Genomic DNA, 19,509 nt, shown 5'->3' on the forward strand with positions numbered 1-19,509 from the left:
GGCTGTCGGCGGGAGGGTGGGTACAACGCGGACCTCGTCCTGAGCTGCGTGAAGCAACAGCGCGGCGAGGCGTGCCAGCGAACGGCCCGCCACGTCCGACGGACGGTTCGACCGGAGCCGCTACCGTCCGCCGGAGCCGGTCGTTCGCCCTACCGCGACCCGCGACCCGCGACCCGCGACCCGTCTCCACGCGCGTGCCCACGACCGCCCGCCCCGCCCAGGATCAGCCGCGCCCCTTCCGCGGTCGCGGTACCTGAAGTTCCTCCAGGCGCGGTTCGTCGCCGTCCTGAATGCGGCGCCAGGCCGTGCGGTAGAGGTCGGCGACGGGACCGGTGGGCGCGATGACTCCCAGGAGGGGCTCCTCGTCGTGGAGCAGCTCGTACATCGGCACCTTCCACCGCTCCAGTGGTACGTACGGCTTCGCGAGGTGGGTCCAGCCGCCGGGCAGGAACAGTGAGCGTCCCGCTCTGGTGCGGCTGCCTTCGAGTACGAGGTCGGTGGCGGCGAGTTCGGCACGGGCCGCACGGAGCCGGGCCGTTCCACCCCGCTGTTTCGCCCAGCCGGTCCAGCGAGCCGTGTTGTGGTCGGTGGGATCCGGCATGGCGAGCAGCATCAGATAGAGGACGGCGGCGTCCTCGCCGATGCCGTACCGCTTGGTCACCTCGCCGACGAGGTCCGGTACGGAACGGGCGGGATCCTGCGGCCACCACAGACCGTCCGCGTCGCGCCCGCCCGCCATCGGTTGCCCGGGATCGGCGAGCAGCTCCGCGAACCGCTGGTCGTGGACCAGCCGGAGGGCGATCTCCTCGGCCGCCGGCCGTTCACCGGGGGCAACTGCCGCCAGGTGCGGGTCGTTCCCGGCAGAGTCCAGCAGCGCCGGCCGGACGGCGGCCACGGGGTCGGAGACCGCGGTGCTCAGTACGAGCGCGCCATAGCGTATGAAGTCGTCGCCGGTCTCCGTGGGGAGCCCAGCATCTCGGCGGAATGCCTCCAGGTCTACTCGCCTGCCCAGGCTGATCAGCAGGTCCGGGTGGGCGAGCCGGGCGCGTATCGAGGTCAGCACTCCGGGGAGAGCCGCGCGGATCGGGTCGCCGGACGGGAGTCGGTGGGCGAGCCATGCGGCCAGGGCCACCGAACCGTTCAGGGCGCGGGCGTCGAAGCCGGGCGTGTTCTCGACGGGGCGCAGGTAGTGGCCGTCACCGGTCGTCCAGGTCAGGTCATGGGTCAACTGTGGTTCGGCCGCCCGGTTGAGGAAGCCGTGCAGCGCTTCGGACGGTGTCCACCACGAGGCCGTTCGCACGGTGCGGACCGCGTCGTGGAGCACGTCCTCGGGGAGGGGCGTCCGCCGGCCCGCCCGCCGGTTCCAGACCTCCGCCGCCGCGACCACGTCGGGGCCGTCCGTCCACAGCCCTGACGGCTCGGCGGGCAGCAGCGCCGCCAAGACGGCCTGCCAGATGCCGGCGTCCCCGTACCCCAGGGCCTCTCTGGCCACAGCCACGTCGGCCGACTTCACGCCGATGGTCTTCAGCGTCTCGGCGGGCACGGGCTTGTGCTCGTCGTCGGTCAGGGGCACTCCGGCGACCACCAGCCTGGCCATGGTCGGGGTGATTCCGGTGAGCCGGGAGAACTCCTCGGCGGCCGCCGGGTACCAGGGTGCCGGACCGCGCGCGGCGAGCTCGGCCCGGAAGGCCGTGAACCAGCCGGGCGCACGTGTCGGCTCCGGGACGAAGGGCTCGGTGGACATCAGTGTGTACGGAGCGGGCGCGTCGAAACGGCCGGCCGGATCGTGGAAGACCGCCCTGAACACGCTGCCGTCGGCGTCGCTTCTGCTCCACTCGTTGGGAAAGACGAGGAACGCGCCGCCGTCCAACTGCAACACGGTCGCCATCGTGCTGCGCAGGGCGCCGGGCCCCTCGAACAGACTCTTGTCCAGACGCAGCCCGACAAGGCGCCAGTGGTCGGGGTTCAGCACCGCGAGTTCTTGGGCGTCCAGTTCGGCGAGGAAGGTGTCCTGCACCCGTCTGTGGTCCTCAGTCGTGGCCGTCGAGCCTGCCCGCAGAGCCAACAGGGCCGGCAGCGTGGGCAGAGCCAGCCAGTCCATGTCGCTCAAGGCTGCCTGCTCGGGCAGAGCGAGGTGCGTACTGCCCGCCGGGGCAGGTTCGTTGAGGCCCCGCGACGCATCCCCCAACAGGCCCAGCAGCCGGAAAAGCGTGTGGGACGGTTTGAGGTAGTAGTACGCCCTGCCCGCCACCAGGTACCGGCGGCCGTTGAGGCCGAGGCCCTGCAGTGCCGCGGTGAGCGCGCCGTCGCTGGGCTCGGGCCGCGACTCCTCCCGTACGCGGCCCGCGAGCGCCTTGTCGAGCCGGGCGCGCGCCGCGTCCAGAACGCGCTGCTGGTCGGCGGCGTACCGCACCACCCCCGCGATGCCTGTGCGCAGTGCCTCGTGGCCGACCTGCGGCAGCAGGGTGCGGATCAGCCCGGGCAGCCGGTCCCGGCCGTCCGCGCCCGCCAGCTCCCCGCCCGCCGACTTCCCGCCCTTCGACTGCTCGCCTGGCGACTCCCTGTCCGCCGACTCCTTGTCCATCGACTGTTCGCCCGCCGACTCCCTGTCCGCCGGCTCCCTCCCCGGATCGTCCTGGCCCGCGGTGTCCTCGGGCCGCTCCGTCTCCGTCTCCGCCGCCGCCAGCAGCGCTGCCGCCGTGTCCTCGTCGACCTGGCGGAGCGCCGCGGAGCCCTGCGGGTCGCGGGGCTGGAGCAGGTGCCAGTAGCGCAGGGGCGGCAGGAGTGGCGTTCCCGCGGTGAAGGTTCCGGCGGTGTGGTCCCGCGGGATCTCGGACATCACCGTGCCGTTCGCGTCGAGCAGCCTGATCCCGTCGTACTCCTGGATCACCGCCAGAGGCCGGTCGGCGCCGGGGAACTCCAGCGCCCATCGCGGGCTCCGGCCCCTCCCGTGCGGCACGACGACCGAGCGCCCGGCCAGGTCCTCGCCGCGCCGCGACCCGTCGGGCAGTGTCACCACCCGCCAGCCGAGCAGCCCGTCCACCGGGGAACACAGCGGACCCGCTACGTCGGAGGGGGCGGGCAGCAGCCAGCCCGCCGCGAAGGTGCTTCCCTCCGGGGCGGTACGCACGCCCTCGTCGAACCAGTCCGGCAGTCCCGGTTCGCCCTTCGTGTCGCTGACCGGGTCGTACGCGTACCAGGTCCGGTGCCTGTAGTCGGTCCCCACCCGGGCCCACACCCAGTACGACGTGCCGTCTCCGATCACCCGCCGTGCCCGTGGCACGACGGTGTCCCCGCGGCGCAGCACCCCGCCACCGGTGGTCCGGCCGCCCTCGGGAAGCGGGAGCGAGACGGGGGCCAGGTCCCCGTTCATCCCGTCGCGCCCGTCCACCTTGCTGATGCGGGAGGAGGCGGAGCCCTCGACCGCGATCCGCAGCGACGGGTCGTGGTGCCAGTAGCCCTCCATGCCTTGGGCGGTACGGGAACGCCACCAGACGAGCAACTCGCCGTCCACGTAGTGATAGCTGACATCCCTGGGGTAGCGCATGACCTCGTCGGGGACGCGCAACTCGTGCGTGAGCACCGTGCCTTCCGCACCGATCACCCGGACCCGCTTGTCGGCCAGGACGATGAGGTGCGGCCAGGCATCGGCGATGAGGACGTCCGCCGGCGCATCCCGCGATTCGGGTGCTCCAACCGCTTCTTCCCAGGCGGGCCAGCCCAGTTCGTCGAGGATCCCGGACCGCAGAGCGCGGGCGAGCGCGGGGGCGATGCCGCTGCTCAACGCCTCTCGAACCGCCTGCCCGGCAACCGCGAGTACCTCTCCCGGCAGCCAGCCCAGCGTGTGGAGGGCGCCGCGGTGTCCGGAGAGCGCGGGCAGTTCCGCGGTGACGTACGGTCGGCTGACCTCGCCCACCCATTCGGCGAGCATCAGGCTTCCACCGGGGGACTCGGCCAAGTTGTTGACGGTCTCCAGGTGGCCCGCCCGGTCGTCCGTGGGGCAGCCACGCCGGAACGCCTGGCGAAAACGGACGTCGGCTTCCAGGGCGACGAGATCGCGCCGCTGGTCACAGGCCGCCCACACCACGAGGTCGAGGCGCTGACGCTCTGTGGGGTCCGCCACCGGTATGCCCAGGGCCAGCAGTTGGTCGAGGAGGTTCACATCGCCGACGGGGGGCGGCAACACGCCGTCGGAGGCGTCGAGTTCGGAGCGCAGTGTGTCGGCCATGCGGTCGACGAGCGGATACAGCCCTGCCGGAGCGAGATGCCAGGTGGTGGCCCGGCACAGCTCCAGGAATCTGCGGGTCCATCCGGCTGTACCGTCGACGGGACGCACCTCGGCGGGCAGGGTGGCGTCGCAGAGCCCGGCGGTGGCGCCGGACTTCTCCAACAGGTCCAGCCACTGCGGCAGTTCCTCCCTCTCCCATTCCGACGGCATGAGCTCCAGCAGGGTGCCGCGGAAGGCGGGTTCCCGCCGGGTCAGCTCCAGCAGGGCCGGGCGGTGGGCCTTCCACCAGCCGGGCGGTGCCTTGACCGTGCCGGGCAGCACGAGCATCTCGCCCAGAAAGCGGACCTCCTCCGCGAGCGCGTTCTTGCCCGCGACCGCCTTCGCCAGTCTGCGCAGATCACCCGCGCCCGGACTCGACGGAGGCAGCCCGTTGGCGGCCAGGCGCACGAAGAGCCCACGAAGGTGCCGGAACGCCGTCGCGGCCGGAACCCGGGACGACAGCCCCTTCGCGTAGCTGGAGAGCATCCTCGACGGCACGGCCTCGGCCAGCGCGAACTCGAGGAAGACCGCGTCCATGCGCGCCTCGTCGAACGGCAGCGCGTGCGCTGTCTCGGCCTTGCGCGCGTTGACGAACATCTGCGTCGCGTACGCCTTCTCGTCGGCGGCCAGGAACACCCGGCCCGCCTGCTCGTAGAAGGTCGGCAGGAAATGCGGTACGGCTCCCGCGAGCCGTTCGCCGATCGACTCGTAGGTGGCCCGCGCCTTCTTCGGCCTGGACCTCACCGTCCGCGCCACCTTGTCCATCTCATCCACCAGGGACATGGCCAGATGGCCGTCCGAGGGGTGATGAACCAGCACCCATTCCGGGAAGCCCAGCGCCCGCGGCTGCCCGAGCCCGACCTCCGTCGGCTCGCCTTCGGGTTCGAGGCCGAGAAAGCCTGCGCCCAGGCCCTCTCCCTGTCCAGCCGCGACCAGTCGTACGACGATCCGGTCGTCCAGGCCCGGATGCCGATAGGCCTGCGTGAACACGGGCACGGCCCGATCGCCACCCCCGCTGGTCCCCGGAGGCAGCACGGCACCGGCTCGCAGCAGCTCCTCCGCCTGCGCAGCCAGTGCCGCCTGCGCAGCTAGCGTCGCCTGCGCAGCCAGTGCCGCGTCCGCTTCCAGCGCCGCCTGCGCAGCCAGTGCCGCGTCCGCTTCCAGCGCCGCTTCGGTCGCCGCCTCGTCCCGAGTCACCACTTCGTCGGCCACAGCGTCGTTCATGTTTCCGTGCCCTTCGTGGCCGTGCGGCCGGTCGCCGTCGTTCACGCGGCGGCGTCCGCGGCCACGGGGCGGCCGGCGTGGAGGGCCGCGGCCATCCGCATGCCCTCGGACCAGGCAACGGGGCCGACGTCGGACAGCCGGAGTGGGCGCTCCTGCTCACGGCCCCACCTCAGACTGCCGGTCCGGCCCGCGTCGTCGTAGTACGGGTTGCCGATGTCGACCGCCGCGGTGAAGACCTGCCCGGTGTCCCGGATCCGGCCGGTGACGTAGCCTCCGGCGACCTTGTAGCCGAGCGAGGTGGCGCGGGCGGAGAGGTGGAACCATGAGCCGTACTCGGCGCCGGAGAACTCGGTGACCTCGTCGGCGTCACCGTCGATGTCATGGGGTCTGCTCCACGTGGCGCGGTGGATCTGTTCGACGCCCTGGACCACGCCCAACTCGGCCGCGAACAAGCGGAGTTCCGCAAGGTCCGGAAGCAGGACCGGGTGAGGCATGGTCACCGTGCGGGGGGAGAGTCGGACCGTCTCGCCGTCCAGGTTCACCACCCGCAGTTCGCCCGAGGACTCGGCGTCCCGGAGGAAACCGACCTCGTCGGGGCCTTCGCCGACCACGACCAGGTCACGCAGTGCCGACCGCCATGCCTCGTCGGGCCAGAGCCGGGTCAGCAGTCCGGCCGGCACCGGCAGCGAGGACACCATCCAGTTGTCGACCTGCGCCGCGCACTCCGCCGCGTGTCGGCCCAGCCACTCGGCGAACCGCTGGAGCTCGATCACTTCGGGGCGGTCCCGTAACTCTTCGGGCAGGTTTCTCACCTGCCCTGTCGGCGACGCCTCCGACGCGGACCGGGCCACCACCCGGCCCTCCATCAGCGCGATCTCATAGGTGTCGCCCACTGCCAGCCAGCCCATTGGTCCCTCTGCCTCTTTCACCGTCGCGGAAACCCGCACAGCGCCGCTGACAGCCCGGATCGTCCGACGGCCCGGATCGGCCACCCCGCTGTGACTGTCCGCGAAAGATTAGAGGCACCCACTGACAGACCCCGGTGGCCGCCTGTCCCGGACTAGGCCCTGTCGGGCCTGTCCGACGATTCCCCGGCCCGGCGCAGTCGCGCGATCACCGGAGCGAACGCCTCCATGTTCGGCTCCAGAACCGTCAGATACGAGAACCCGTACCGTTCCTGCTGCGCCCGCACCCGCTCGACGATGTCCTCCAGGGTCCCCACGAGCACGATCGGCAGGTCCAGGATCTGCCGCTCGGTCAGGTGGGGGAGGTGGGACAGCCACGGCTGGATCGCGGCACCTCGGTCGTCGGTGACGGTGACGATCTGGATCAGCAGGTTCAGCTCGGCGGGCGCCGCCCGTCCGGCGGCCAACTTCCGGTACAGAGCGACCCGTTCGTCGAGTTCCTCCGCCGTGATCGGCTCCAGGACGCCGCCGTCCCGGGTGCGTGCCGCGGTGAACGCCGCGATGTCCGCGTGCTCGGCGGTCAGCCGCAGCATCCGGTCGCCGTTGCCGCCGATCAGCAACGGCACTCGCGGCTTCTGCACGAGTTGAGGCTGATGGGCATCCGAATCGAGAATCCGGCGCAACTCCTCGACCGTACGCCGGAGATGGTCCACCCGCTCACCCGGCGAACCCCAGGGGAGACCCGCCGTCTCGTGCTCCGCCTGTACGTAGCCGGTGCCGAGCCCGAGTTCCAGGCGGCCGCCCGTCAGCGCGTCCGTCGTCGCCACCTCGCGGGCCAGCAACGCCGGGTTCCAGAAACCGGCGTTGAGCACGAACGTGCCCACGCGTGGCCGTTCGGTCGCCTCGGCGGCGGCGACCAGCGCCGGGAAGGGGGCGGGCGCGCCGAGGTGGTCCGGGGCCAGGATCACGTCGTAGCCGAGTTCCTCGGCCCGACGGCACTTCGCGCGCCATTCGCCGGCGGGCGCGGGACTCATCAGGTTGACCCCGAAGCGGAACGGGCGGGCCATGAACTCTCCTCACCGGTAAGGGACTTGAGAACGCCGTGGGCGCCGGGCACGCCGGGCACTCCGCGTACGCCGAGCGCGCCGTGAACGTAGAGAACGAACGCCGTACACGTCGAGCGAGCGCTCCGCGCGTCACTCACTCACTCACTCACTCGTGCGCGATGGCCGCCAGCACATTCATGCGCGACGCGCGCAACGCCGGCAGCAGCGCCGCCACGATGCCCACGACGGCCGACCCCACGACGACCGCGACGATGGTCGTCCACGGGATCGCGAGCGCGTTCATCCCCTGTAGGGCCAGGACCTGCTGCACGCACACGCCCCACACGAGTCCGAGCGCGAGCCCGAGGACCGCGCCGAACACGGCGATCACCACCGACTCCAGCCGGATCATCCGCCGCAACTGCCGCCGGGCGAGCCCGATCGCGCGCAGCAGCCCGATCTCGCGGGTGCGCTCCACGACCGACAGGGCAAGGGTGTTGACCACGCCGAGCACCGCGATGACGATCGCGAGGCCGAGCAGGGCGTACACCAGGTAGAGCAGCACGGCGATCTGATCGTGGATCAGCTTCTTGTAGTCGGCCAGGTCACGCACCTGCACCTGCGGGTACGGGTCCAGCGTCTTGTCGAGGTTCGCGCGCAGGGTGTCGGCGGAGGTGCCCGGGGCCGCGTTCACGTACAGCGCGGAGTCCTGCCCGCCGGGCACGTACTTCTCGATCGTCCCGAAGCCGAAGAACAGCCCGCCCTGCGTGCCGAAGCCGTCGGCGGCGTCCTGGTCGGTCAGCGCGCCCACCTTCAGTTCGGCCTTCCGGTCGGCGGGGAACTCGACGGGGATCGTGCTCCCGACCCGTAGGCCGTGGTCCTTGGCGAAGCCCGCGTCCATGGCGATGTTCCCGTCCGCGAGCGCGGCGGCCGTGTCGCCCTGGGCGTACGTGATGCGGGCGACCTCGTCGAGCTGCGACTCGTAGCCCGCCGCGGTCGTCTCGACGCGCTCGCCGTCCGGCAGCCGGACGGCGACCGGCGTGAACCGCTGCCGTACGACGAGGCCCGCGCCCTCCGTGTCCCGCACCTTCTCGGTGACCTCCTGCGGGAACGGCAGGAAGTTGCTGTTCTGCACCACGAAGTCGGCGCCCAGCGTCTTGTCGATCTGCTCGTCGAAGGACTGGGACATGGACGCGCTCGCCACGGACATCCCGCCCACCAGGGCGAGGCCCACCATCAGGGCGGCAGCGGTGGCGCCGGTGCGGCGCGGGTTGCGCAGGGCGTTGCGCTGGCTCATCCGGCCGATCGAGCCGAACACGGCGGGGAAGAAGCCGCCGAGGACACGGATCACCGGCCGGACGAGCAACGGCCCGGCGATGACCGTGGCGATGAGGGTGAGGACGACGCCGAGGCCCAGCAGGGAGGCGGCGGACCCGGTCTCCGTGGCGGTCGCGCACCCGACGAGCGCGGCGGTGCCCAGCGCGCCGACGATCAGCCCCACCACGGCCCGTACCCGCAACGGCCGTCCCACACCGGCGATTTCGGCGTCCGACAGCGCGGCCATCGGCGACACACCGGCCGCCCGACGGGCCGGCAGATACGCCGCGACGAAGGTGACGCCCACCCCGACGACGTAGGCCGAGACGGGCGTCGCCCAGCCGATGACCATCTCGGCCGTGCTCAGGTTCATGCCGAACAGGCCCATGAGCTCGATGAGCCCGATCGCGAGCCCGATGCCCGCGGCCAGGCCGAGCGTCGAACCCACCAGGCCCAGCAGCGTCGCCTCCAGGAGCACGGAACGGCGCACCTGCCGCCGGTCGGCGCCGAGCGCCCGCAACAGGCCCAGCTCACGCGTGCGTTGGGCGATCAGCATGGAGAAGGTGTTGACGATCAGGAAGACCCCGACCAGCACCGCGATACCGGCGAAGCCGAGCATCACGTACTTGATCACGTCGAGGAATCCGCCGAGTTGGGAGGCGGCGGTCTCGGCCTGCTCGTCGGCCGTCTCCAACTCGTAGGTACCGGTGCCGATCTCGGCGCCGACGCGCTGCTTGAGCTGCTCGTCGCTCACGCCCTCCGCCGCGTCCACCTGGATGCTGGTGGCGACGCCCGTCCGGCCCAGCAGCTTGGTCGGTGCGACCGCCGGGTCGAGGAAGACCAGCGCGGCACCCGGGTTGGTGGTCGTGAAGGTCGCGATGCCGACGACCTCCACCTTGAACGACCCGGGCTGCGCGATCACGGTCAGCGTGTCACCGATGCCGACGTGCTTCTTGTCGGCCGTGTCCGCGTCGAGGAGCGCCTCGCCTGCCCCGCGCGGGGCGTGCCCCGAGGTGAGCTTCACAGGGCTGCGCTCGGTGACGTACCAGTCGGCGGCGATGGTCGGCGCACCGGTGGTCGGTCCGACCGACTCGTTGTCGCTGTCGACGACGGTGACGTTCTCGACGGACACGTCCGGACGCGTGAGCGCGACGCCGTCGACCTTGTCGATGCGGTCCACGAGGTCGGTGGGCACGGTCGCGACGGCCCCGGAGGGGATCTGCGACTCCAGGTCCTCCTTCGGGCTCACGGTCACGTCGGCCGACGTGGACGCGAACAGCCGGTCGAAGGTGCGGGTGACCGTGTCCGAGAAGATCAGGCTGCCCGCGACGAACGCCACGGACAGGACGACGGCCAGCGCCGAGAGCAGCAGCCGGCCCTTGTGCGCGAGGAAACTCCGGAGTGTCGCCTTCAGCACGACAGCCTGCCTCAGTCCTTGTCGAGGGCGATGCCCTGGTCGGGAGTGCCATCCTGGTCGGTTGCGATGGTCTGGTCGGGGGCGGTGGCCGGGTCGGCGGCGACGGCCGGTTCTGGGGCGCCGTCGCCCTCGAACGTCCCGCGGATCGTGTCGAACCTCTTCATGCGCTCCAGCACCGCCTCCGCCGTGGGCCGCGCCATCTCGTCCACGATCCGTCCGTCCCCGAGGAAGAGCACCAGGTCGGCGTGGGCGGCGGCGCCCGGATCGTGCGTGACCATGACGACGGTCTGGCCCAGATCGTCGACCGCGTCCCGCAGGAAGCCGAGCACTTCGAGCCCGGCCCGCGAGTCCAGGTTGCCCGTCGGCTCGTCGGCGAAGATCAGCTCGGGGCGCGAGGCGAGGGCACGGGCGCAGGCCACACGCTGCTGCTGACCGCCGGAGAGCTGTGCGGGCCGGTGCTTGAGCCGGTCGCGCAGGCCGAGCTGGTCGATGACCTGGTTCAGCCACTTCTCGTCGGGCTTCTTGCCCGCGATGTCCATGGGCAGCGTGATGTTCTCGGCCGCGTTCAGGGTCGGGATCAGGTTGAACGACTGGAACATGAAGCCGATCCGGTCGCGGCGCAACTGGGTCAGCTCGCGCTCCTTCAGCCCGGTGATTTCCGTGTCTCCCAGCCACACCTGTCCGGCCGAAACGGTGTCCAGTCCCGCCAGGAGGTGCATCAGCGTGGACTTCCCGGACCCCGAGGGGCCCATGACCGCGGTGAAGCGGCCGCGCGCGATGTCCACGTCGACCGAGTCGAGGGCGAGCACGGTCGTCTCGCCCGAGCCGTACGCCTTCGTGAGGCCACGGGCGCGGGCCGCGATCTCCTCGGCGTCCGTGCGCCCGAGGGCGTGCTCAGCAGCTGCTGTGGACAAGGCCGCCTCCTAGGTGGGACTCCGGTGTCCGCGGGCGAGCCTAGTGTGATCCGCGGCACACTCGGTATCCCCCCGAAGTGCCGGTCCGTCTCCACCGCAGGTCGGTGACCCGGATATTCATGTAAGGGGCACCCTTAGGGGGAGGGGGTGAGCCAGGCCCTCTTGCCTCCGCTAGCACTCCGGCGCTAGCTTCGAGGTATGGCTAAGACCCAGCTGAACGTGCGCGTGGACGAGGGCACCGCCCGGGCCGCGCGCGAACGTGCCCTGGCTCGCGGGATGAGCGTCAATCGCTACATAGAGGAACTGGTCAGACAGGACACCGGAGAAGCCGGCCACACCTTCGTCGAGGCCGCCGCCGACTTCATGAAGCAGTACGAGTCCGTCTTCGCCGAGGAGTTCGGCACGGAACGAGAAGGCCGTCGCTGAGCTCTTGAACGAACCCCTGAACATCAGAGTGGACCTCGCCTGGCTCCTCATGGTCGCGGAGCAGAAGACGCCGGGTGACCCCCAGGTCACCGACTGGGGCGCCCTCGTCGCGGCCGTCAGCCGGCACGAGGCCGAGATATTCGGCGTCCCCGTCTACGACACCCCGCAGGCCCGTGCCGCCGCCATGCTCCAGGTCCTGCTGCACGTCCCGGCACTCGAACGCTCCAACGCGATGTTCGCCATGGCCGTCGCGTACGCCTACCTCGTCGCCAGCGGCCTCAAGGTCGTCACCTCGCCCGAACAGGTCCGTGAACTGGCCCGCCTGGTCAAGACCGGCGAGGCCACGGTGCACGACATCGCACGCGAACTGCGCCAGTGGAGCCTCTGAGCCCCACGGACTCCTGAGACCGGGCACCTCTCGGGCTTGTGGGTGCAGATGCCTCCGAGCCCCTCGGGTTCCTGAGGCCGGGCGGTCCCCGGTCTCAGGAACCCGGCGAGTTCTCGGCCCCGGGGCGCCGCGCGGTCCCCAGTACGCAGTACGAACTCGGCATCCGCGGCCCCTTCTCGGGCACCAGCAGCTGCCGGTACGGACCCAGTTCGTACCCCGCGTCCCTGATCGAGCCGACGGGGTCACGGCTCACGTGACATCCGCCGAAGAGCAGCGGCCACACCGTGCGGTCCAGGGCGCGCTGGCCTGCGTTCATCGCGCGGCCGCCACCCTTCCCGTGCTCGAAGAACCGCAGCTCACCGCCGGGGCGCAGGACGCGGTGGATCTCGGCCAGGGCCCGCGGCAGGTCTCGTACGCTGCACAGGACCAAGGACACGACAGCCCCGTCGAAGGCCTCGCTCTTGACCGGCAGCGCCTCCGCCACTCCCGGGACGACGTCGACCGGCACGTCGGAGTGCACGGCCGCGGTCGCCGCCAACTCCCGCAGGCGGCGCTCCGGTTCGATGGCGACGACCTCCGAGACGGTGCTCGGGTAGTGGGCGAAGTTCAGTCCGTTGCCCGCGCCGATCTCGATGACCCGGCCGGAGAGCCCGGCGAGCAGCTCCTCGCGATGGGGGCCGATGGCCGGCTCGGCCGCCACGCTGCACTTGGCGTAGAAGCGTGCGAACAGCGGGTGGTGGACCGGGCCCGGGGCGGGCCGGCCGGTCCTGGTGGTGCGGGAGCCGCGGGGTCGCATGGGGGACCTCCCCTGGGGGTCGGGACCTACCGCGATTGTCCCCCGGGACGGGCTCGCTCACCCGTTCGCCTGTCGTCCCGTTCGGCCGGCCCGGCGCCGTCCTGTGATCCCGGCCGCGCAGGGACCACAGAACGGACACAGGATCCGGCACAGGACGGGCTCGTGAGGCGTCGGAACCCGCTTGTGGGCCGTCAGGCGATGAAGTCGCGCACCTGCTCGTAGACGCCGTGGTCGTTGTTCATCAGGTCGTGCGAGACGCACCCGACCCCGACATTGGTGGCACCGCTGAGGAGCGCGGTGGAGTCGGGGTCCAGGGCCTCGTCGCAGTTCGACCAGTAACTGGCGTAGGAGACGCTGCCCGGTGTCTCGTCCCCCGAGTTGAGCGCGGTCAGGAACGAGCTGCCGGGGTACATCTCCGCGCAGGACGTGTAGAGCCAGCTGCACCAGCCGGCGGTCGTGGTCCCGTGGTTCGTCCCGGCCGTGGAGACGAAGTCGTCGACGTACGACGTGCCGCCGAGGTTCTTGAGGTAGTAGCGGGAGTTCAGCGCACCCATCGAGTGCACGACCAGGTCGACCTTGGACGCACCGGTCTGGGAGAGCACGCTCTGGACCTTGGCGGACAACTGCTGGGCGGACGTGGCATTCGACTCGCCCCAGTCGTACGACCAGGTGAAGAGCTCGGAGCTGGTGTAGCCGTCGGCCCTGAAGTCGGCGACCCAGTCGTCCCAGCTGCTCGACGAACTGCTCAGGCCGTGCACGAAGACGACGGGGTTGCGGGCGGCGGCGTGAGCCGGGGACGCGGGCAGGGACAGGAGCAGCGACGCGAGGACGGCTGCGAAGACCGTGCCGGCAGTGCGTGTGCGGCGGGTCATGATGCCTCCTGGTGCGGGTGGGTTCGTCAGGAGTGTCAGGCGGGGTCTACGCGCGCCGCATCAGTGAAATCGCCGGTCTTTACGCACCACTTAACTCGCCAGTAACGTGAGAGGCGTGGTGACTTCGGTGAACCCCCCGCCTCTCCCGCAGCACTCGCCACCGCCCCTGATGAACGCCCCTGAACAACCGGGCGGCGCGCCACGGACACACCCGGAAACTCCGATGTCCGAAGGCGTCCGGGTCAGGGTGCTGCGTGCCGTGCACGGCGATCCGCTCGCCGCGGCGGAACTCGCCGCCGTCCTGACCGAGCACCAACTGGCCGGTCTCGAACCGCTCCCGGCCGAGCCCGTCGCCGTGGCCCCGGGTCTGCTGCGGTCCCATCGGCGCGCGATCAGGGCCCTCCCGGCGGACACCCGGCGGCTCCTGCTGATCGCCGCCGCCGACCAGTACCCGCTCGCCACGCACGCCTTCCTGCGGGCCGTGACCACGGCCCGGCTGGACACCGGGCCCCTCGACGACGCCGAGGCGGCCGGGCTCGCCCAGCCGACGTCCGCCGGAGTCGTGTTCCGGGACCCCTGGACCCGAATCGCCGCCTACGAGACCGCGTCGGCCCTGGACCGGCGCGAGACCCATCGGCTCCTCGCCCGCGTCCTGCGCGGCGAGGGCGAGGCGCCCCGCCGGTCCTGGCACCGCGCCGCCGCCATGCTCGGGCCCAGCCGACGGCTCGCGGCGGAACTGCGCGCCTCGGCGCACGAGGCCCGTGCCACGGGCGAACACACGCTGGCCTGCGCGCTCGTCGAACGGGCCGCCGTGCTGACCCCCGACCCGCGGGAACGCCCCCGCCTGCTCGCCCGGGCCGCCGCCGACGCCTGGCGCTCCGGCGACGCCGACCGGGCCCGCCGCCTCGCCGCCCACGGCGACATCGACGGGCTGAGCGGACTGCTCGCTCTACGCGCGGGGAACGCCACGGAGTCGTTCGACGCACTGCTCGCGGAGGCGGTACGCGGGGTGGAGTCGGGCGAGCGGAAGCCCGGCGGCGAACCGGGCCGAGGCACCGACACCGACCGCGCGGTCGGCGCCGCGGTCGGCGGCGCGCCGATCGAGGGCGTGGGCACCATCCGGTGCGTACGCCCTGTCGTGCCCTCGGCTCCCGAGGCCGCCGCGCATTTCCTGGCACGTGCCACCGAAGCCGCCGTCTACACCGGCGACCTGCGCCGGTGCCGGGAGGCCGCGGCCGTCGCCGACCGGTACGGGATCGCGGCACCGGGCACGCTCGGGGGACTGGCCGCCGCGTTCGAGGGACGGTACGAGGACGCCCGCGACCTCCTGGAAGCGGCCGCCGGGCGCTGCGGGCCCGGCGGCGACCCCACCTCGCTGATCCACTCCGCGATCGCCGCCCTGCTGCTCGGCGACCACACCCGCGCCGCCTCCGCGGCCGTACGCGCCGCCGCTTCCGCCCGCGCCAGGGGTGACTCCGTGACCGTTCCGCAGGCCATGGAGTTCCGGGTGTACGCCGAGTTCTGGACGGGCCGTCCACGGGCCGCGGGGGCCGCCACCCTGGACGCCCTGCGACAGGCGTACGCCACCGGGCAGGACAACGGGGCCTGTCATCTCCAGGCCGCCCTCGCCATGTTCGCCGCCGTCACCGGCGACGAGGACGTCTGCCGGGCACGCGCCGCGGCGGCCCGAACGTACGCGGTGGAACGCGGCCTCGGCCTCGCCGCCGCCCTCGCCCTGTGGGCGCTCGCCTTCCTCGACCTCAGCACCGGCCGCTACGCGGCGTCCGCGTCCCGGCTGCGCGCCCTCGCCGGCTTCGGCCCCGGCCACGGACACCGGGCCGTACTCCACCTCGCCACCCCGCACTACGTGGAAGCCGCCGTGCACTCCGGCGACACCCGGGTCGCGCGGGCCGCCCACGCCCGCTACGACCGTTGGGCCGGCGCCGTCCGCAGCCCCGACGACCTGGCCCTCAGCGCCCGTTGCCGGGCCCTGCTGGCCACCGGCCCCGATGCCGTCGGGCACTACCGGACCGCCCTCGACCTGCATGCCGGCGGTACCCGCGACTTCGAACGCGCCCGTACGGAGCTGCTGTTCGGCGGCGCGTTACGTCGGCTGCGGAACCGTACGGAGGCGCGGGACCGGTTGCACAGCGCCCTCGAAGCGTTCGAGCACTTCGGTGCGCCGCACTGTGCCGCGCAGGCGCGGGCGGAACTCCGCGCTCTGGGTGAACCGGTTCGACTGCCCGGCCGCGCCCGGGATTTGACCACACTGCTCACTGCCCAGCAGCTGACGGTGGCCCGCATGGCTGCCGAGGGTGCGACCAACCGGGAGATCGCGTCTCGGCTGCTGCTCAGCCCGCGCACCATCGATCATCATCTGCGCGGGGTGTTCAACCGGCTTGGCATTCGGTCGCGGATCGAACTGGTGAGGTTGTTGGCGTCGTCGGAGGAGTGAGCTCCGCTGGAATGTCGTTCTTTGTCTGCGGGTCGTTCGTGGCTGGTCGCGCCCACGATGGGGGTCCCCCCGCTCGAGCGAAGCCGAGAGTGGGGGAGGAGTCGCAAAATGTCACAGCCCCGCGCCCCTTACGGGGCGCGCCCATCTGTGAAGGCCTCGGTGTCCCACGTTCCACCCAGCCGTGGCGCGAGCCAACTGCCTGCCGCGGCGCGGAAGTCGGCGACCGGGAGCCCAGCGCAGCCCTCGGGAAGCGCGCCCAGCAGCGGAGCCTCGGCCACCACCGGCAGATCCGCGAGGTTGCAACGCGACGCGAGATCCGGCTCGGTCGGCCAGCTGCCCAGCACGACACCGAGCAGGTCGAGCCGGCGGGCCCGCAGTTCGCGGGCGGTCAGTTCCGTCGTGTTGAGCGTGCCGAGTCCGGCGGAGGCGACGACCAGTACGGGGGCGTCCAACAGCCGCGCCGCGTCCGCGAGTGTGCCGCCCTCGTCGTCGAACCGTACGAGGAGGCCGCCCGCCCCCTCGACCAGCACGAGGTCGTACTCCGCGGCCAACTTGCCCGCCGCCTCCGCCACTTCGTCCGGCCGCACCGGCGCGAGCCCGGCCCGCCGCGCCGCCGTGGCGGGAGCCAACGGCTCGGGATAGCGGGCCAGTTCGACGGACGTCACCGCGCCCGCCAGCCGTGCCACCTCGTCCGCGTCTCCGCGCTCGCCCGGCAGCACACCGGTCTGCGCGGGTTTGAGGACGGCCACGGACCGCCCGGCCGCGAGAGCCGCCGCGGCGACGGCCGCGGTCGTCACCGTCTTGCCGACCTCCGTGCCCGTCCCCGTGATCACCAGCACCGAAGACATGTCAGCCCTCCCGAGCCGCCGCGCACACCGCGGCCGTGATCCGTGCCAGATCCGCGTCCCCGGTGACGTACGGCGGCATCGTGTACACGAGGTCCCGGAACGGTCGCAGCCACACGCCTTCGCCTACCGCCGCCCGGGTCGCCGCCGCCATGTCGATCTCGTGGTCGAGCTGCACGACCCCGATGGCACCGAGCACGCGTACGTCCCGGACCCCCGGCAGCTCGGCCGCCGGAGCCAGCCCCTCCCGCAGCCCGGTCTCGACGCGCTTGACCTCGGTCTGCCAGTCCTGGCCGAGGAGTAGGTCGATCGAGGCGCAGGCCACGGCGGCGGCGAGCGGGTTGCCCATGAAGGTCGGGCCGTGCGCGAGGACCGGCACCTCGCCCCGCGAGATGCCTTCCGCGACCCGCGAGGTGCAGAGCGTGGCCGCCATCGTCAGATAGCCGCCGGTCAGCGCCTTGCCCACGCACATCACGTCCGGCGTCACCGCCGCGTGGTCGGCCGCGAACAGGGCGCCCGTACGGCCGAAGCCCGTCGCGATCTCGTCGAACACGAGCAGCACGTCGTGCGCGTCGCACGCCTCGCGCAGCACCCGCAGATACGCGGGGGAGTGGAACCGCATCCCACCCGCGCCCTGCACCACCGGCTCCACGATCACCGCGGCCAGCTCGCCCGCGTGCCGCTCGATCAGCTCACGCAGCTGGTCCGCGTACGACTCCTCGTACGCGACCGGCGGCGGGTCCGCGAACACCTGGCGGTGGAGCACGCCCTGCCACAGCTCGTGCATCCCGCCCTCGGGATCGCACACGGACATGGGCTGCCAGGTGTCGCCGTGGTAGCCGCCGCGCCAGGTCAGCAGGCGCTGCTTGCCCGGGCGGCCGAGGGAACGCCAGTGCTGGAGGCACATCTTGACCGCCACCTCGACGGACACCGAGCCGGAGTCGGCCAGGAAGACATGCTCAAGGCCCTGGGGCGACATGTCGACAAGACGCTTCGCCAGCCGTACGGCGGGCTCGTGCGTGAGCCCGCCGAACATCACATGGCTCATCCGCCCGAGCTGATCGCGGGCCGCCTCGTTGAGCGCGGGGTGGTTGTAGCCGTGGATCGCCGACCACCAGGACGACATGCCGTCGATCAGCTCGTCGTCCGTGCCGGCCAGCCGCAACCGCACCCCGCTCGCCGACTCCACGACGAGCGGTTCCTGCCGGCCCGGCATCGGCCCGTACGGATGCCAGACGTGCCGCCGGTCGAGCTCCAGCAGCTCGGGCACGGAGAGGCCGGACACGTGCGGGTCAGGCATTGGGCGCGAGGTCCGTTCCGGCACCACGGCGGCGTACCGTGACCAGGTCCGTACGGGCCTCGGAGGCGCGCGCCGTCTCGGGGACCCGTACTGGCTCGGGGGCACGCGTCGCCGCTGGGGCCTGTTCCTGGGCGGTCGAGCCGCAGGGGCCGCAGCCGCCGCCCTCGTGCGAGCCGCATCCGGCGTCCGCGTGCGAGCCGCACCCGGCCTCGGCGTGGGAACCGCAGCCGCCGCCCGCGGTGACCCGGTGCTCAGGAAGCGTCACCTGGCCCGTGCCCTCCACCTCGAACCCGGCGTCCGCGATCATGTCCAGGTCGGCCTTGCCGGCCTGGCCCTCGGTGGTCAGGTAGTCGCCGAGGAAGATCGAGTTGGCCAGGTGCAGGGCGAGCGGCTGCATCGTGCGCAGATGGACCTCGCGGCCACCCGCGATCCGCACCTCCACGTCGGGGCACACGAACCGGACCATCGCGAGGATCCGCAGACAGCGCTGCGGTGTGAGGTTCCACTCCTTGGCGAGCGGGGTGCCCTCGACCGGGATCAGGAAGTTGACCGGCACCGAGTCCGGGTCGAGGGCGCGCAGCGAGTAGACGACGTCGACGAGGTCATCGTCGCTCTCGCCCATGCCCGCGATCAGCCCCGAGCAGGCGGACAGGCCCGCGGCATGCGCCTTCTGGACCGTGTCGACGCGGTCGGCGTACGTGTGGGTGGTCGTGATGTCCCCGTATGTCGACTCGGACGTGTTGAGGTTGTGGTTGTAGGCGTCCGCGCCCGCCTCGCGCAGCCGCTCTGCCTGGCCGTCGGAGAGAAGTCCCAGGCAGGCGCACACCTCGACGCCCTCGTTCTGGTCCTTGATCGCCTTGATGGTGTCCGAGACCCGGTCCACGTCCCGGTCGGTGGGACCGCGTCCGCTCGCCACCAGGCAGACCCGCTTCGCGCCGCCCGCGAGCCCGGCCGCCGCGGCCTCGGAAGCCTGGTCGGGTTTCAGCCACGTGTACTTCAGGATCCCGGCCTTGGAGCCGAGCCGCTGCGAGCAGTACGAGCAGTCCTCCGGGCACAGGCCCGACTTCAGGTTGACCAGGTAGTTGAGTTTCACCCGTCGGCCGAACCACTGTCGGCGTACCTTGCCGGCCGCGGCCACCACATCGAGGATTTCGTCGTCGGAGGTGGCCAGTACGGCCAGCGCCTCGTCGCGGGTCGGCAGCTCGCGCCGAAGCCCCTTGTCCACCAGCGTGTTCAGCAGGTCCATGAGATCCGATCCTGGCCTATCCGACCGCGCCGGGCCAAGGAGGGACCGGACAACGGACGGGGCTGGACGTGTGGGTATTGCCACACCATGG

General features: G+C 72.0%; 13 protein-coding genes. 3 read left to right on the forward strand and 10 right to left on the reverse strand.

All coding sequences use genetic code 11. From position 1 onward, the window contains the following. Positions 1-223: 223 nt before the first annotated feature. The 5 genes from OHA11_RS41490 to OHA11_RS41510 form a co-directional block, all read right to left on the reverse strand. Positions 224-5,491, reverse strand: coding sequence for a DNA-binding protein (locus tag OHA11_RS41490; protein WP_266505613.1), 5,268 nt, complete (start codon positions 5,489-5,491; stop codon positions 224-226). 41 nt (positions 5,492-5,532) lie between these two features. After that, positions 5,533-6,399 carry a DUF4132 domain-containing protein gene (locus tag OHA11_RS41495; RefSeq protein ID WP_266505616.1) on the reverse strand — a complete coding sequence of 289 codons (867 nt, stop codon included), beginning with the start codon at positions 6,397-6,399 and terminating at the stop codon, positions 5,533-5,535. Between the two features lie 152 nt (positions 6,400-6,551). Continuing rightward, the gene (locus tag OHA11_RS41500; protein ID WP_266505618.1) at positions 6,552-7,463 is read right to left on the reverse strand and encodes an LLM class F420-dependent oxidoreductase; all 912 of its coding nucleotides are present in this window, start codon (positions 7,461-7,463) and stop codon (positions 6,552-6,554) included. Positions 7,464-7,608: 145 nt separating this feature from the next. Next, positions 7,609-10,176: an ABC transporter permease gene (locus OHA11_RS41505; protein WP_266505621.1), complete on the reverse strand. Its 2,568-nt coding sequence runs from the start codon at positions 10,174-10,176 to the stop codon at positions 7,609-7,611. Positions 10,177-10,187: 11 nt separating this feature from the next. After that, positions 10,188-11,090: an ABC transporter ATP-binding protein gene (locus tag OHA11_RS41510; RefSeq protein ID WP_266505622.1), complete on the reverse strand. Its 903-nt coding sequence runs from the start codon at positions 11,088-11,090 to the stop codon at positions 10,188-10,190. 198 nt (positions 11,091-11,288) lie between these two features. Here OHA11_RS41510 and OHA11_RS41515 point away from each other — a divergent pair, with 198 nt between their 5' ends. Both OHA11_RS41515 and OHA11_RS41520 read left to right on the forward strand, forming a co-directional pair. Further along, on the forward strand, positions 11,289-11,516 hold the full coding sequence (locus OHA11_RS41515; RefSeq protein ID WP_266505623.1) for an antitoxin: 228 nt from the start codon (positions 11,289-11,291) through the stop codon (positions 11,514-11,516). Positions 11,517-11,565: 49 nt separating this feature from the next. After that, positions 11,566-11,904, forward strand: coding sequence for a fic family toxin-antitoxin system, toxin component (locus tag OHA11_RS41520; protein WP_266507800.1), 339 nt, complete (start codon positions 11,566-11,568; stop codon positions 11,902-11,904). 94 nt (positions 11,905-11,998) lie between these two features. On the opposite strand, the gene OHA11_RS41525 is transcribed toward OHA11_RS41520, so the two are convergent. Both OHA11_RS41525 and OHA11_RS41530 read right to left on the reverse strand, forming a co-directional pair. Further along, a complete protein-coding gene (locus OHA11_RS41525) occupies positions 11,999-12,700 on the reverse strand; it encodes a class I SAM-dependent methyltransferase (protein ID WP_266505624.1) in 702 nt (233 codons plus the stop codon). Between the two features lie 191 nt (positions 12,701-12,891). Further along, positions 12,892-13,572 (reverse strand): triacylglycerol lipase, encoded by a 681-nt coding sequence (locus tag OHA11_RS41530; RefSeq protein WP_266505627.1) that lies wholly within the window; start codon positions 13,570-13,572, stop codon positions 12,892-12,894. Between the two features lie 223 nt (positions 13,573-13,795). Between OHA11_RS41530 and OHA11_RS41535 the strand changes: the two genes are divergently transcribed. Next, positions 13,796-16,027, forward strand: a complete 2,232-nt coding sequence (locus OHA11_RS41535; protein WP_266505629.1) for a LuxR family transcriptional regulator — start codon at positions 13,796-13,798, stop codon at positions 16,025-16,027. 128 nt (positions 16,028-16,155) lie between these two features. Here the strand turns inward: OHA11_RS41535 and bioD are convergent, their stop codons facing one another. The 3 genes from bioD to bioB are packed head-to-tail and all read right to left on the reverse strand — an operon-like array spanning position 16,156 to position 19,418. After that, entirely contained in the window at positions 16,156-16,875 is a 720-nt protein-coding gene (gene bioD / locus OHA11_RS41540; protein ID WP_266505630.1) for a dethiobiotin synthase, read from the reverse strand. 1 nt (position 16,876) lies between these two features. Next, positions 16,877-18,172 (reverse strand): adenosylmethionine--8-amino-7-oxononanoate transaminase, encoded by a 1,296-nt coding sequence (locus OHA11_RS41545; RefSeq protein ID WP_266505633.1) that lies wholly within the window; start codon positions 18,170-18,172, stop codon positions 16,877-16,879. Further along, positions 18,165-19,418 carry a biotin synthase BioB gene (bioB, locus tag OHA11_RS41550; protein ID WP_266505636.1) on the reverse strand — a complete coding sequence of 418 codons (1,254 nt, stop codon included), beginning with the start codon at positions 19,416-19,418 and terminating at the stop codon, positions 18,165-18,167. The genes OHA11_RS41545 and bioB overlap by 8 nt, the downstream gene beginning before the upstream one ends. Positions 19,419-19,509: the final 91 nt, after the last annotated feature.

This window comes from Streptomyces sp. NBC_00878 (assembly GCF_026341515.1).
Classification (GTDB): Bacteria; Actinomycetota; Actinomycetes; order Streptomycetales; family Streptomycetaceae; genus Streptomyces.

Excerpts from the sequence above, each read along its gene's own strand:
- OHA11_RS41490 (WP_266505613.1), bottom strand. The coding sequence starts at position 5,491 with ATGAACGACGCTGTGGCCGACGAAGTGGTGACTCGGGACGAGGCGGCG.
- OHA11_RS41495 (WP_266505616.1), bottom strand. The coding sequence starts at position 6,399 with ATGGGCTGGCTGGCAGTGGGCGACACCTATGAGATCGCGCTGATGGAG.
- OHA11_RS41500 (WP_266505618.1), bottom strand. The coding sequence starts at position 7,463 with ATGGCCCGCCCGTTCCGCTTCGGGGTCAACCTGATGAGTCCCGCGCCC.
- OHA11_RS41515 (WP_266505623.1), top strand. The coding sequence starts at position 11,289 with ATGGCTAAGACCCAGCTGAACGTGCGCGTGGACGAGGGCACCGCCCGG.
- OHA11_RS41520 (WP_266507800.1), top strand. The coding sequence starts at position 11,566 with ATGGTCGCGGAGCAGAAGACGCCGGGTGACCCCCAGGTCACCGACTGG.
- OHA11_RS41525 (WP_266505624.1), bottom strand. The coding sequence starts at position 12,700 with ATGCGACCCCGCGGCTCCCGCACCACCAGGACCGGCCGGCCCGCCCCG.
- OHA11_RS41530 (WP_266505627.1), bottom strand. The coding sequence starts at position 13,572 with ATGACCCGCCGCACACGCACTGCCGGCACGGTCTTCGCAGCCGTCCTC.
- OHA11_RS41535 (WP_266505629.1), top strand. The coding sequence starts at position 13,796 with ATGTCCGAAGGCGTCCGGGTCAGGGTGCTGCGTGCCGTGCACGGCGAT.
- bioD (WP_266505630.1), bottom strand. The coding sequence starts at position 16,875 with ATGTCTTCGGTGCTGGTGATCACGGGGACGGGCACGGAGGTCGGCAAG.
- OHA11_RS41545 (WP_266505633.1), bottom strand. The coding sequence starts at position 18,172 with ATGCCTGACCCGCACGTGTCCGGCCTCTCCGTGCCCGAGCTGCTGGAG.
- bioB (WP_266505636.1), bottom strand. The coding sequence starts at position 19,418 with ATGGACCTGCTGAACACGCTGGTGGACAAGGGGCTTCGGCGCGAGCTG.